17 protein-coding genes and 2 pseudogenes are annotated in these 13,603 nt (G+C 40.7%); 10 read left to right on the top strand and 9 right to left on the bottom strand.

Translation table 11 applies throughout. The annotated features are described in order from the left end of the window. Positions 1-110: 110 nt before the first annotated feature. From DP114_RS34805 to DP114_RS08720, 6 genes are all read right to left on the bottom strand, one after another. Positions 111-311, bottom strand: coding sequence for a PIN domain-containing protein (locus DP114_RS34805; protein WP_465251448.1), 201 nt, complete (start codon positions 309-311; stop codon positions 111-113). Further along, the gene (locus DP114_RS08740; RefSeq protein WP_169264208.1) at positions 311-565 is read right to left on the bottom strand and encodes a UPF0175 family protein; all 255 of its coding nucleotides are present in this window, start codon (positions 563-565) and stop codon (positions 311-313) included. The genes DP114_RS34805 and DP114_RS08740 overlap by 1 nt, the downstream gene beginning before the upstream one ends. A 125-nt stretch (positions 566-690) precedes the next feature. Beyond that, on the bottom strand, positions 691-1,056 hold the full coding sequence (locus tag DP114_RS08735; RefSeq protein ID WP_169264209.1) for a type II toxin-antitoxin system PemK/MazF family toxin: 366 nt from the start codon (positions 1,054-1,056) through the stop codon (positions 691-693). Further along, positions 1,049-1,387, bottom strand: coding sequence for a DUF2281 domain-containing protein (locus DP114_RS08730; protein WP_171975910.1), 339 nt, complete (start codon positions 1,385-1,387; stop codon positions 1,049-1,051). Before DP114_RS08730 ends, DP114_RS08735 begins: the two co-directional genes overlap by 8 nt. Positions 1,388-1,471: 84 nt before the next feature. Next, the gene (locus DP114_RS08725) at positions 1,472-2,656 is read right to left on the bottom strand and encodes a tetratricopeptide repeat protein (protein ID WP_171975909.1); all 1,185 of its coding nucleotides are present in this window, start codon (positions 2,654-2,656) and stop codon (positions 1,472-1,474) included. Then, on the bottom strand, positions 2,653-3,978 hold the full coding sequence (locus DP114_RS08720) for an AAA family ATPase (RefSeq protein WP_171975908.1): 1,326 nt from the start codon (positions 3,976-3,978) through the stop codon (positions 2,653-2,655). The genes DP114_RS08725 and DP114_RS08720 overlap by 4 nt, the downstream gene beginning before the upstream one ends. Before the next feature lie 196 nt (positions 3,979-4,174). Between DP114_RS08720 and DP114_RS08715 the strand changes: the two genes are divergently transcribed. Together DP114_RS08715 and DP114_RS34800 are read left to right on the top strand one after the other, a co-directional pair. Beyond that, complete coding sequence (locus tag DP114_RS08715; RefSeq protein WP_169264212.1) at positions 4,175-4,393, top strand: type II toxin-antitoxin system HicB family antitoxin; 219 nt, start codon at positions 4,175-4,177, stop codon at positions 4,391-4,393. A 92-nt stretch (positions 4,394-4,485) separates the two neighbouring features. Beyond that, positions 4,486-4,623 (top strand): annotated as a pseudogene (locus DP114_RS34800) (type II toxin-antitoxin system HicA family toxin); the annotation flags it as partial. Positions 4,624-4,670: 47 nt separating this feature from the next. Here the strand turns inward: DP114_RS34800 and cofG are convergent. After that, entirely contained in the window at positions 4,671-5,609 is a 939-nt protein-coding gene (cofG, locus tag DP114_RS08705; RefSeq protein WP_171975907.1) for a 7,8-didemethyl-8-hydroxy-5-deazariboflavin synthase subunit CofG, read from the bottom strand. A 342-nt stretch (positions 5,610-5,951) separates the two neighbouring features. Between cofG and DP114_RS08700 the strand changes: the two genes are divergently transcribed. The 3 genes from DP114_RS08700 to DP114_RS08690 all read left to right on the top strand — a co-directional run bounded on the left by DP114_RS08700 (position 5,952) and on the right by DP114_RS08690 (position 9,099). Continuing rightward, complete coding sequence (locus DP114_RS08700; RefSeq protein ID WP_171975906.1) at positions 5,952-6,827, top strand: DUF4037 domain-containing protein; 876 nt, start codon at positions 5,952-5,954, stop codon at positions 6,825-6,827. Positions 6,828-7,026: 199 nt separating this feature from the next. Then, on the top strand, positions 7,027-8,115 hold the full coding sequence (gene aroC / locus DP114_RS08695; RefSeq protein WP_169264215.1) for a chorismate synthase: 1,089 nt from the start codon (positions 7,027-7,029) through the stop codon (positions 8,113-8,115). 153 nt (positions 8,116-8,268) lie between these two features. Beyond that, on the top strand, positions 8,269-9,099 hold the full coding sequence (locus tag DP114_RS08690) for a DUF4037 domain-containing protein (protein WP_171975905.1): 831 nt from the start codon (positions 8,269-8,271) through the stop codon (positions 9,097-9,099). 25 nt (positions 9,100-9,124) lie between these two features. On the opposite strand, the gene DP114_RS08685 is transcribed toward DP114_RS08690, so the two are convergent. Further along, positions 9,125-9,529, bottom strand: coding sequence for a hypothetical protein (locus tag DP114_RS08685; RefSeq protein ID WP_169264217.1), 405 nt, complete (start codon positions 9,527-9,529; stop codon positions 9,125-9,127). 229 nt (positions 9,530-9,758) lie between these two features. Then, positions 9,759-9,893 (bottom strand): hypothetical protein, encoded by a 135-nt coding sequence (locus DP114_RS35720; protein WP_256379413.1) that lies wholly within the window; start codon positions 9,891-9,893, stop codon positions 9,759-9,761. Here DP114_RS35720 and DP114_RS08680 point away from each other — a divergent pair. The 5 genes and pseudogenes from DP114_RS08680 to DP114_RS08660 form a co-directional block, all read left to right on the top strand. Then, the gene (locus tag DP114_RS08680; RefSeq protein WP_246163277.1) at positions 9,835-10,032 is read left to right on the top strand and encodes a SemiSWEET transporter; all 198 of its coding nucleotides are present in this window, start codon (positions 9,835-9,837) and stop codon (positions 10,030-10,032) included. The two genes, DP114_RS35720 and DP114_RS08680, sit on opposite strands and share 59 nt — an antisense overlap. Positions 10,033-10,052: 20 nt before the next feature. Beyond that, positions 10,053-11,699 carry a B12-binding domain-containing radical SAM protein gene (locus tag DP114_RS08675; protein WP_171975903.1) on the top strand — a complete coding sequence of 549 codons (1,647 nt, stop codon included), beginning with the start codon at positions 10,053-10,055 and terminating at the stop codon, positions 11,697-11,699. 14 nt (positions 11,700-11,713) lie between these two features. After that, on the top strand, positions 11,714-11,902 hold the full coding sequence (locus DP114_RS08670) for a CPXCG motif-containing cysteine-rich protein (RefSeq protein WP_169264220.1): 189 nt from the start codon (positions 11,714-11,716) through the stop codon (positions 11,900-11,902). Positions 11,903-12,030: 128 nt separating this feature from the next. After that, positions 12,031-12,489, top strand: coding sequence for an SRPBCC family protein (locus DP114_RS08665; protein ID WP_169264221.1), 459 nt, complete (start codon positions 12,031-12,033; stop codon positions 12,487-12,489). Positions 12,490-12,827: 338 nt separating this feature from the next. Continuing rightward, a pseudogene (locus DP114_RS08660) lies at positions 12,828-13,508 on the top strand (RNA-guided endonuclease InsQ/TnpB family protein); the annotation flags it as partial. Between the last annotated feature and the right edge of the window lie 95 nt (positions 13,509-13,603).

The raw sequence follows: 13,603 nt of genomic DNA, 5'->3' as shown, positions 1-13,603 counted from the left end.
AATGTTAGTAAAAAACAATACTTGTAACATCTGTCTATAGTTAGTTAGTTAAAAAAGAACTTTGATAAATGAAATTGCTACTCTAAGTGCAATTGCTCGTTCTTTTAAAGTTAGCCACTTTCACCAGCTTGCTCAAGCGCAAAAGTGATGACTGTTGCACTCAGTCGAATACCACGAGTTAGCATCCGCTCAATGGCTTGCTGTAATGAAACTGGGTATCCTTCTTTCTTAGCACGTAACAAAATACCAATAGTACCTGTTACTGAAAGACTACTTAATCTTGCTACCCTCCTACCAGCAGTTTCATCAATCAGGCATTTTCTAAATCGCTAAGCAGTTCCTCTTCTGTTAAATCAATCATTGGGACTCCATAACGATGCAAATTGAGCAAGAAAGAAACTCGATCCACGCCTGCTAATTGTGCTGCTACACCTGAGGAAATGCGTTTCATTTCAAACAGCTTCACCGCCATTGCCATTTTGGCTTCTTGTTCAAACTGTTTTCGAGTCTGTTGCAGAGCATCTGGTAGAGTTTCTGGGTAGTCAATTTTCAGTTGTAATGACATATTATTGTGAGATATTCTTGACTTTATACCGATTTTAGAAAAGAATGCGACAGATATGTAGGTTGGGAAGGAATTTTTAGCACGAGTTAATAAGTATTGTTTTGAAATCCCTTCCGATTAGAAATTCAACTGTTGCTTTCAAAAGAAGAATCAATACAGATAATTAAACCTGCGAGCAATTCTTGCATAACCTCTTCGGATACTTTTCCCAAACACCGGACAAATCGTTCTGTCGTTACACTCCGAACTTGTAAGACATTACCTGCTGAATTGGAATCTAAACCATTTTTATCAGTTTGCTGGATTGGAACCATGAAGGGGCGATTTTGGAATTTGGGTTGCCAAGTCGTCACAGGAATAATTATCCGCATGGGGATAGCACTAAACATCTCGGAACTAATCACAACAGCAGGGCGCGTCTTCTGAATTTCTTGTCCTCTGGTTGGATCAAGTTGCACAAGCCAAATCTCACCTCGTCTGGGATTAGTCATTTTCAGTTTCCCAGTCTTCCCCATCCAAAACAGAAAACTCTGTCAATTCTGGGTCGTTTAAAAAATCTTCAGCTGTTGCAGCTATATAAGGTGCTAGTAATTTGTGACGTTCATCCACAGGAAGCTTTGCAATTTCTTGCAGAGATAATTGTTTTTTCTTTTGAGTGGTTGATGAAATACTAGAATCTGAACATTCACTGCTCACCTGCTTTAGCTTTCCTGATTTTTGCACTAGAAATTCTACAAAATCCAGTACTTCCTGTTGTTGTGTATTTGGAAGTATCCGCAGATTATCTAAGACTGCTTGCTCAATGTTGATTGTTTCTGACATCTAAATAGAACTCCCTAACAATAGTTTTATTTTGTAGCCTTATTCTTTATGGTGAGCAACATAGTACTTCTAAAATAACTTTAACTAATTACCCGTTTGCTGTGCTTGAATCAACACCAAAAAGCGCTCATCTTCACGAAGACTATCAAAATCTGAATCGGTTTTAGCCATTTCCTGATATTTATCAGGATTCAGATGAATTGCTTTTTCGAGGTTTTCAATTGCTTGCTCAATGTTACCTTGAAGAGCATAGGAGCAAGCTTTGTTGTACCAAGCCGAATCATAGTCAGGTTTAAATTTCAGTGCTTGGTCGTAAGATGCGATCGCTTCCTCGTAGCGTCCCAAATTCTGCAGCGCAATCCCCCGGTTGTTCCAAGCCGAATCGTAGTCAGGTTTAATTTTCAGTGCTTGGTCGTAAGATGCGATCGCTTCTTCGTAGCGTCCCAAATTCTGCAGCGCAATCCCCCGGTTGTACCAAGCCGAATCGTAGTCAGGTTTAATTTTCAGTGCTTGGTCGTAAGATGCGATCGCTTGTTCGTATTCCTTAGCCGCAACTAATAAATTTCCCAATTCAAATAGTAAGCCTAGCTTACGACTCTCTGTCTGATGTTGTTGTGTCAGTAATTCTTGAAATTCCAGGACTTTCTCAATCTTTTGTTCTGCATTCAGTTGCAGATATTTCTTATAGTCACCTTCCAGTACCAAACGATTGGATTCTTCTTCTACCACTTCTGGTGTTGTTGGTAATTTAAATACCCCTGAACGCCAGTCAAAAAAATCTGGGGCGCGGTGAATCAAATAGTTAATCGAAAATGACCGCAACAGAAAAACAAAACAAAATGGAAAATCATCTCTAAACCGTTCTCGCTGTTGGTTTAAGTGATTTAAAATTGGAGGAACACGAGTTATATTACTAAATTGTCCTTCTGTTATTTCGCCAAAACTTCTTTGCTCATACTTATATAAAGAATATTCCAACCCTTTAATCAATAAAATATCAGTTGGCTTGTCTTGCACAAACTCAGTCACCCGCGCATATAAATTATCAATCGCCTCAACCAAACGAAGCGTTGCAACCTTTTTCTGGGGAATCTCCTGCGGAAGTTGAGTAATGAAACGTTCGGCTTCCACAGGAGTACATTGGACAAAAAACAAGCCAAATCCTGACTTGCGTTTTAATGCGCGAACCAAATCTTGATAAACTTCCTCCGGTTCCGGAGGTAAATCATCATCCCAATCACTTTCCCAATCAGTTAAATTTGGGTTCATTGAAGTTTCGCCACAGCTTCTTTAAATTCGGAAATTCCTTGAATCAATGGGTGAATGTCATACCAACGCTGCATTTCTTGATCTTCATCCAAATAGCGATATTCTAAAAGACAGCGGTTATACATCAAACTGCGATACTGGTCATCATTAACGATGCGTTTAGAACGGGAGACTTCCGCCAGCAGACACCATTGATGATTTTCCACTGCCCGATGATAGTCATCTCTGGCTTGAGTGATTGCTCGTCGCACTGCTTTTTCAGAAATTGGTAACTCTTCAGTCCGTCCAATAGCGTTTTGAGTTAACAATAGCAAATTTCTGACATGACCTCCACTCATCAAACACAATCTTTCTAAAGTTTGCTGACTATCAAAAATTCCGTTTTCCAAAGGAAGTTCTTGTTCAATTTGCCGGATTCGCTTACGAATCACTTCTTTGACTTTCTTGACTCCTGGTTCGTAAACTTCTCCTGTGCGAGTTTTGACCATAATCATCGGCAAAATCAAGCATTCACCATAGATATCTCTGATGTCTGTTGCCCGTTTAGAATACAGCATTGAGATGGGGGCAGTATAAATCAAATGGCAATCCAAAGCTTTGAGTTGTTCACTACGGTCTAAAAAAACTTCTTCATGATTTGTGTTTTCCCCATCTTTAACTAATACCATCCGGTCTAAGTTATCGACAATCACCGCTAGTTGAGTATAGCCGTTTGGTAGTTTGCTTTTTGCATCTGCAAGGAATTCATTCAACACCTTAATTAAGGTGACAGTATGGGGATCGACTTTTCGGCGAATCTGATGGCGTAATTCGGGAACACCTCTTAAATTTGCTGTCAGCTTGGCAAATTGAGCGATTTGTGCTTCTAATTTCATGTTGTCAAACTCTATCGGAGTTTGCACCAAATCTTTCAAATCTTGCCAGCGTTCTTTAAGCCAGTTTAGCACCGGACTAGCATCACCAAATTGCTGTAAATCTTTGAGCAATCGGCGGGTACAAGCGAGGAGAATATCTGTATATTGAGCATCTTCTGAGTCGATATCTTCTTCATCAGCGGCAAAATAAACAACATAGAATTTGCGATTTTCCAGATATTGCTTCAACCTCAGCAGTTCTGTAGACTTCCCCGCCCCCCGATGTCCAGAGTACAATTGGCAAGTATTTCTATTTGCTCGTTGTATGCGATTTCCAAACTCTTGTAAAATATCCACATCACCGCGTACATCCTGACAATCAACGTACTTAGGATCACCTGCGGGTAAGGGTTCAAATGGGTTAAAGGCGTTGTAGAGCTTGGTGAGTAATTCCTGACTATCAATCATAGGTAAAAAATATTGCAATCTTTATCAGAGGACGATCAATTGTAAAATAAAGTTCGCCATAGCTTGATATTAGTCTGCAATTCTGACTATAGCCTATAGTTATAGAATATAGTTCTTTTGCACAACAGCCTTTGAGATAATTTTGAGATAATAAATTTCGAAAATAGCACAGTTATTCAGCTTAAGACAGCAAATTATGAAAACATTTACAGCATATATCGAATGGGATTCTGAAACAAAATTATACGTTGGCATTGTTCCTGGAATTCCTGGCGCTCATACTCAGGGAGCTACTTTAGATGAACTCAAAACAAACCTTCAAGAAGTTTTGGAATTGTGTTTAGAAGAGTATAGAGATTCCTTAGAAGACTTGCCTCAATTTGTAGGTTTACAACAGATTGAGGTAGCAGTATGAGTCGCCTTCCTATTGTCAATTTTAAGACGATGGAGAAGGTTCTTCTACATTTAGGGTTTCACCAAGTCCGACAAAAATGAAGCCATGTTTTTTACAGACACCCTGATGGTAGAACGACTACAGTACCGAACCATCCTGGCAGAGATATTGCTCGTCCACTAATTAGAGAAATTCTGCGAGAAATTGAGCTAACACCTGAGGAGTTTCAAGCAATTGTGGAAAATTTATAAAAGAATTTGTGTGAGGTAATTTGAGGCGATACGCAAAGCGTATCGCCTCAAATTGTTCTGTAATTCACTGAGAACCAATGATCATACTGAGGATAAACGGGCAATCTTGGCACTAACTCCCAGCCTGCAGGCTGTAAAATTTCCCTCAATTCCTGCTCCTGAAGATGCGGATAATCAGGATTCACTTCATCTTTTGGTCCAATTCCGCCTAAATCTCTCGCACCAGCTTCTAAACACGCGAGTAACCATTGATCATCTTTGATTAAATTCGGCGGAATTTGAATTGTAATATCTGCTGGTAAAATTTTACGTGCCTGAAAAATAACTTTTGGCAATTGATGAGGATTAAAAGATGGTGCGTCAAAAGTTTGCTGATTTCCCGGACTATGAGGTTGCAAAATAACTTCTTGAATATGATGGTAACGTTGATGAATTTGGGCTATAGCTTCTAATGTTTCCCACCAATCTTGTTCTGTTTCCCCAATTCCTAACAGTAACCCAGTGGTAAAGGGTATCTTTAATTCTCCCGCCCACTGTAATTGTTGTAGACGCACTTCTGGTGTCTTACTCGGCGCATGTTTATGCACTGTCTTCAACAACTCTGGCGTTAACTGTTCCAACATTAACCCCATTGAAACATTAACTTTCTTTAATTGTTGCATTTCCTCAAAGCTCAATGGTCCAGCATTTGTGTGTGGTAAAAATCCCATCGCCAAAGCTAACTCACACAAATCATAAATCCGCTGAAACCACCCCTGACGCCGTGGGGAAAGAGGATGCACCTCGCCACTCAGTATCAAAATTTCACAAACGTCTTGGTTGTGAAGTTGTTTGAAAAGTTTTTCAGCTTGTGAAATTGTTAGCCATTCGCTCTTACCCGGTTCTGTGCGAAAGTTACAGTAAGCACAGCGATTGAAGCACTCGTAAGTTGGGACGATTGTGTAAGCAGGGCTGTAGGTAATTTTTTGGGAATGGGAAGTTGACATATGGGGGCGATCGCTCTTTTGGATATATATAACGCCATGTACGACTTTTTCTTGAGCAAGCTTTTTAACTCAGTTAGGGGATCTAAAGTCTAGGTTACATCACGTGAAGATCCCCCCTAACCCCCCTTTTGCGTTATTTACATGTATATAACTGTAAATTTCAGAATTAAATGGCACCAATTCTTCAGAATTATTTAGCACTGTTAGGGTGCATCTGACCTTCTGATTCTATGCGTTTCAAGTACGCTTTAACGGTGTGGAAGTCCAATAGAAAGTTTGCGCATAATAAATAGTTAGCCTGCTGCGCTACATTGTTTCAGTAGAGACTACAAAATCCTCAACATGACTGAACACAGCGTATGGCGAATTTCGTTGGCTCACAAAATCGCTCCTGCTTTCACGGCTAACCCCGAAGTTGAAGCGTGTTTTGTGTTTGGCTCGGCGGCAGTAGGGATCTCAGACCAGTACTCTGACCTTGAGCTAGCTTTCATTTGGTCACAATTACCGTCTGCTGAAGAATTACAAGCTACAGCCCAAAATGTTGGTGTTAAAGGATGGGAAATTCAGGCGCATGAGGAAGCAAAAGAAGCATGGTTGGAGCAGTTCTATCTATACGGGATGAAAGTCGAAGCAGGTCATTGGGCACGAGATGCGATGGACAAGATTGTGACTGATGTTGTTGAGCGCTACGATGTGTCGCAAAATGGGCTTGTGTTTGAGAAGCAAGCGTCAGCGTCTAATCTTCAGCACGCAGTTATTCTTTACGGCGAAGACATCATCAAACAGTGGCAAAATCGGCTTTCTCCTTATCCTGAAGACCTGGGAGTTGCAATGGTTCAGAAGCACCTGAAATTCCGCCCGTTTGATGGTCAATATATCATGACCGAACGCCTTGAGATTCCGATGCTATATGAAAACAGGTGTATGATTGTGCGATGGCTCCTCAACTTGCTGTTTGGGCTAAATCACATTTATCATCCCGGCTTTAAGTGGACACGCTACTGGGTTGAAAAAATGAAAATTAAACCACCTGAGTTTTTTGCACGGTTGGAGTATGTTTTTCAAACTGATGCTGTAAGCGGAACCCATGAACTACGCCAACTTGTTGAGGAAGTTTTCGATCTCGTAGAGAAGACATTACCACAAGTTGATCTCAATCGACAGCGCAAGATATTTGAGCGGATTAACCCCAGGTGGGAGTTACCCGTCCATGAGTGAACTTAAATGCTCTCAACAAAGTTGCAGTGCCAAATAATTCTGAAGAATTAGTGCCATTTAATTCTGAAGTTTACAAAGGGGGGCCAAGTCAGCAAAAAAAGTCAAAGAAATAGCAAAATCTCAGTCATCTGGTTTTTCGCTTTGTGATCAGAAAATGCTATACGTAGAATACGGCGCTTGAAGATACTTCCTCAATATTATGGGCAACACTTTTGGGCATCTGTTTCGCATCACCACTTTCGGCGAGTCCCACGGCGGCGGTGTGGGAGTTGTGATTGATGGTTGTCCTCCGCAATTAGAAATTTCTGCCGAGGAAATTCAAGTAGAACTAGATAGAAGACGTCCCGGACAAAGTAAGATTACAACGCCTCGCAAGGAAACGGACACTTGCGAAATTCTCTCTGGGGTATTTGAAGGGAAAACCCTGGGAACGCCAATTTCAATTTTGGTACGCAATAAAGACACTCGCTCTCAGGATTATGATGAGATGGCGGTTAAGTATCGCCCCTCTCATGCGGATGCAACATATGACGCGAAATATGGTATCCGCAATTGGCAAGGTGGCGGTAGATCATCGGCGCGGGAGACTATAGGACGAGTTGCGGCAGGTGCGATCGCCAAAAAAATCCTCCGTCAAGTCGCCAATGTCGAAGTTATTGGTTACGTCAAACGTATCAAAGATTTGGAAGGCAGTGTTGACCCCAACACTGTCACTTTAGAACAAGTTGAAAGCAATATCGTCCGCTGTCCCGATGCGGAATGTGCAGAGCGGATGATTGAATTAATTGAGCAAACTGGCAGACAAGGTAATTCTGTCGGTGGCGTAGTGGAATGCGTCGCGCGAAATGTGCCCAAAGGTTTGGGTGATCCAGTTTTTGATAAGTTGGAAGCGGATATCGCTAAAGGTGTGATGTCTCTGCCAGCCAGCAAAGGCTTTGAAATTGGTTCCGGTTTTGCGGGGACATTACTCACTGGTATTGAGCATAACGACGAGTTTTATATAGATGAAAATGGAGAAACTCGCACTGTAACCAACCGTTCTGGTGGAATTCAAGGGGGTATTTCCAACGGTGAAAACATTATTTTGCGTGTTGCATTTAAGCCAACGGCAACGATTAGAAAAGAACAGAAGACAGTTACAAATGAGGGTGAAGAAACTATTCTAGCAGGAAAAGGACGCCATGACCCTTGCGTGTTACCGCGTGCAGTCCCAATGGTTGAAGCGATGGTAGCGTTGGTGCTATGCGATCATCTATTACGGTATCACGGGCAGTGTAAGGTGTTGTAGGATGATTGATTTATAGGACTGTAGGGTGAGTCATAAATCATTTTTGAAAAATTAGAAACCCGGTTTCTGCTAGAAACCGGGTTTCTGAACTCCAGTAATTTTCACCATTCATATAGGATTGCTATAGCACCTAAATCCAAATTGCTAGAAATTATGGTCACAAATAATTCTTTAGCTCAAGCGATCGCCTCAGAATTTAGTCAACTACCTCAAGTCATAGCTGTTGCTTTAGCAGGTTCTCAAGCAACTGAAGTTTCCGATGAATTCTCTGATTTCGATTTTTATGTTTACATACAACAAGAAATTCCCATAGACATTCGTTCCGAAATCAGTCACAAATTTGCTAATCGTAGCGAAATCAATAATCAATTTTGGGAACCAGGGGATGAGTGGATAGAAACCAATTCTGGAAAAGGGATTGATATTATGTACCGTTCACCCCAATGGATTGAAGCACAGTTAGATTCTGTACTTGTGAAGCATCAAGCCTCAGTTGGCTATTCCACTTGTTTTTGGTGGAATGTTTTGCATTCAACATGCTTCTATGACCGAAATGATTGGTTTAAACAACTGCAACACAAAGCTAATCAACCCTATCCCGAACCTTTAAGACGAGCTATCATTGCCAAAAATTATCCCATTTTAAGGAATAATATTTCTTCCTACCTACATCAGATAGAAGTGGCAATCAATCGCAATGATTTTGTGAGTGTCAACCATCGAATAGCTGCATTAATAGCAAGTTACTTTGATATTATTTTTGCTATCAACTATCTACCATCACCAGGTGAGAAACGCTTGATACAATTTGCCAAACAGCTATGTCAAAAGTTACCTGTAAATATGGAGCAAAATATAAACAGCCTTATTTGCTGTCTTGCATATCCATTTAGTGATCAAGGCATTCTTTGTAAAGCTAATAACTTGATTAATCGTCTGGAAGAATTGTTGCGTGCTGAGAATTTAATCGGCAATTTCAATTAACAGTTGGAAGAATCAATTTTGACGCTTACCAACCTCTAATTACTGGTTCGCGGAGAATTTCACGAATACCTTTAGCAACGGTCAAGTTTTTGCCTTTGGTCGATTCTGCCAGAATATAAGTATAATCGTTATTAACAGCTTCAAAGTATTTTCTCTGGGAATCTCGCCCATTTACACTTAGAGGTAAGCGTACAGTTTGACCAGTCTTTTTATTTACACCTACATAAGTCAGTGGTGAATCACTACCACAGATACTTACCCAATAATTCTTAGTCTCCGCAGCAACAAATACACTATCCTGCTTGCGACAGAAGTTACGCACTTCTTGTGCTGGAGTTGCTTGAACACTTTGCGCAAAAGGAAGTGACAGCGAACATACACCTACTGCATATAAAATTAACTGGTGCCAAGAAGGAGGACGAAATTGCATTATTGATGACTATTAATATCTATTGAATTTGTTAGTACTAAGTTCTACAGCACGCGTGAAGGTGATTACGGAAAACTTGATATATTATTCGCTTACCTGCTTTTAGAGCACAGATTGTAAGTTATGCAAAGATAATTGGAGTGTGGGAGCATGATCCCCAGCAGAAGTCAAATATGCGCTTCCACTCGTATCTCCTGCACGCCGACGCTGATATCATCTTAAACAAATATTATAAGGGTTGCATCTCCATGAATTGGATTAACATATTAGGATTAGTTGCGGCAACGTTAACTACATTTTCCTTCTTGCCGCAAATGCTGAAAACATGGCAATCCAAATCAGCAAAAGATGTTTCATTTGCCATGCTTATCTTCTTCAATTTGGGGATATTTCTATGGTTAATCTATGGGATTTATCTAAATGCTTTACCGATTATTCTTGCTAACGCCGTAACATTATTTTTTAACCTCATAATTCTATGGTTTAAAATTAAATATAGATAATCTGTTTATTGTAAACACCTGTGACATCTTCTTTCTTTACTGCTGAACGCCTCTTATTTACCCCTGCTATTCCTGACACTGACGCTGTTCCCACCATTTTTGCTTTTCCCAACGAGTACACTGTCGGTATTACTAGCCTTGGCTATCAGGTAGTATGGGCAACTTTAGCAATGCGTTCTGATGTGCAGGTGAGTCGTTTATTCACCGACACTCATGAACAACTCCCAAGAACGCCGGAATTATTGGGCTTTTCCTTGTCGTGGGAACTCGATTATGTTAATGTTTTGAATCTGCTGGAATCTTTGGAAATCCCTATTAGAGCAAATGCCCGAGATAATCATCATCCCATAGTTTTTGGTGGCGGTCCAGTACTCACAGCTAACCCCGAACCTTTCGCTGATTTCTTTGATGTAATTTTGCTGGGAGATGGGGAAACTTTGCTGGGGAATTTTATTGAAGCTTACAAAGAAGTTAGAAACGCTGATAGACAAACTCAACTCAAAGCATTAGGACAAGTTTCTGGTGTTTATGTTCCTAGTTTGTATGAGGTAGAATATCACGCATTAGATGGCGCTGTAAAATCAATTCAACCAATTTCACCAGAAATTCCTGCTGTGGTGCAAAAGCAAACTTACCGAGGAAATGTCCTCTCAGCATCAACAGTGGTGACAGAAAAAGCGGCTTGGGAAAATATCTTCATGGTGGAAGTGGTGAGAAGTTGTCCAGAAATGTGTCGCTTTTGTTTGGCAAGTTATCTCACATTACCTTTTAGAACAGCGAGTGTTGAAAGTTCACTCATTCCAGCAATTGAGAAAGGCTTATCAGTCACAAATCGGTTAGGATTATTGGGAGCTTCGGTAACTCAACATCCTGAATTTGAAGCTTTGCTAGATTACATCAATCAGCCAAAGTACGATGATATACGTCTGAGCATTTCCTCAGTACGAACAAATACAGTCACTGTACAATTGGCGCAGACTTTGGCAAAACGAGATACAAGATCCCTCACCATTGCAGTAGAAAGTGGTTCCGAAAAATTACGACGGATTATCAATAAAAAGTTGCACAATGATGAAATCATCCAAGCAGCATTGAATGCGAAAGCTGGGGGATTATCTAGTTTGAAACTCTACGGAATGGTGGGAATTCCTGGTGAAGAACCAGAGGATTTGGATGCAACTGTAACGATGATGCGCGATATCAAAAAAGCTGCTCCTGGACTACGGTTAACACTGGGATGCAGTACTTTTGTTCCTAAAGGACATACACCATTTCAGTGGTTTGGGGTGAATCCGCAAGCAGAAAAAAGGTTGCAGTTTTTACAGAAAAAACTCAAGCCTCAAGGAATAGACTTTCGCCCGGAAAGTTATAATTGGTCTATTATTCAGGCTTTGTTGTCGAGAGGCGATCGCCGACTCTCCCACTTCCTAGAACTAACCCGCAACTTCGGTGATTCTCTAGGTAGTTACAAACGTGCTTTCAAACAACTCAAAGGACAAATCCCCGACTTAGATTTTTACGTTCATACCAATTGGTCAACAGACCAAATCTTACCTTGGAACCACTTGCAAGGTCCGTTACCACAGTCTACACTACTAAAGCACTTGGCTGATGCCACCAGTCATTTCAACTCATCCCAAAGGGAACTACAACCGTTAAATAACTAAATACAAACAACTAAATGCAAACAACAGCCGAATACTACTGCGCCTATTGCGGTGAACCCAATACCACCTTTATTGATTTGAGTGCAGGTGGACAGCAATCTTACGTAGAAGATTGTCAAGTTTGTTGTCGTCCCAATCTTCTCTATGTGCGGATTGATGAAGAGACTCTTGATGTAGAGATAGATACTGAATACGAAGAATAAACTTTTCTACTGATTTTAAATTGGAAATTTTTTGGTAAGAAATCGTAAAGGATGCTTAGTCGTTATTAAAAATGTAAGTAACAACTAACAACTACCAATTATTACTTACAGAACTGAAAACCGTTGAAATGCTGCACTTTAAATATTCATCAGTCATTAATGCACCAGTAGAGGTTGTTTGGAAATTCCACGAAAGATCAGATGTTATGCAACTGCTGACTCCACCTTGGCAACCCGTTCAAGTCCTCCGCCGCGAAGGAGGACTTGGAAGGGGTGCTATCACTGAGTTTCGCCTTTTTTTGGGACCATTGCCTTTGCGTTGGTTAGCAAGTCACACAGAATACGAAGAATATCACCTGTTTACCGACGAACAAATTTCCGGACCTTTTGATTATTGGAAGCATCGACATTTGTTTGAACCAGAAAATGGTTCAACGAGATTGACTGATGACATTTCCTTTTCTATGCCTGGTGGAGAACCTGTGGAATTTGTCAGTGGTTGGCTGGTGCAAGCCCAGTTAGAAGTAATGTTTCGTTACCGACATTTTGTGACGAAACGTGAATGCGAGTCACTATTAGCACCTTGAGTAAATTCTGTACATTCTCAGCTTTTATAAAGGGTAGGCTGAAAACCCTGCGGCTATGGCTGACGCCACGCTTCGCTATCAGCCCAGGGATGAAAGCCACGACGCAGGGTTTACCCTGCCCTGATATTTTCTTTTTTTGGTTCAGGAAGTGAATCAATCCATTCATCAACCATACTACTAATAGTTCTGTCTAGTTCTACAGACAACAAAAGTAGCTTGCGATGCCTGCGGTCAGTCAAAAGACAGTTTAACCTTTTTTTCTTCATATTGTACATACAAACGTTTCATATTCATAATAATATGTATCAAATAGAGTAAAACAAGGAGGTGATAACGCAGTGCTGGTTTTAGAGTACAAAGTGAAAGGTAAGCAACAGCAGTATCGAGCTATCGATGAAGCTATTCGTACGACCCAGTTCATCAGAAATAAAGCTATTAGATATTGGATAGATGCACCTCGTGAAGCAAAAATTAATCGAATTGCCTTAAACAATTACTCAACAGCACTGCGGAAAGAGTTCAAGTTTGTCAAAGAACTAAATTCAATGGCTTGTCAGGCTGCGACAGAAAGAGCTTGGAGTGCTATTGATAGATTTTACGGTAACTGCAAGTCTAAGAAAATAGGAAAGAAGGGTTTTCCACGTTTCCAGAAAGATAACCGTTCAGTTGAATACAAGACTAGCGGGTGGTCATTGCATCCCACAAAACGACGCATCAGTTTTACCGATGACAAAGGTATTTCAGAGGTAAGATTATTAGGAAAGTGGGATATTCACACCTACCCTGTTAAATCCATAAAACGGGTTAGATTGGTTCTGAAAGCTGACGGATATTACTGTCAATTTGCAGTTGACATTGAGGTAAAACCTGAATCCAGAACGGCTGATGGTGAATTAGGTCTTGATGTTGGGTTAGAGTTTTTCTACTCTGATTCCAACGGTCACCATGAAGAAAATCCAAGGTTTCTTCGTAAAGCCGACAAAGCCATCAAGCACGCTCAACGTCAGATATACAAGAAAGGTGCGATTCGTTGTTAGTTGAATCCCGGTAACCAGTCCGCAAATAAACTAACCAACCAAATACGGTTGAACTCCAAATAAGATACAGGTGAAAA

The organism is Brasilonema sennae CENA114, from assembly GCF_006968745.1.
In the GTDB taxonomy this organism is placed as follows: Bacteria; Cyanobacteriota; Cyanobacteriia; order Cyanobacteriales; family Nostocaceae; genus Brasilonema; species Brasilonema sennae.
This window is presented reverse-complemented; position numbering and strand designations above follow the sequence as displayed.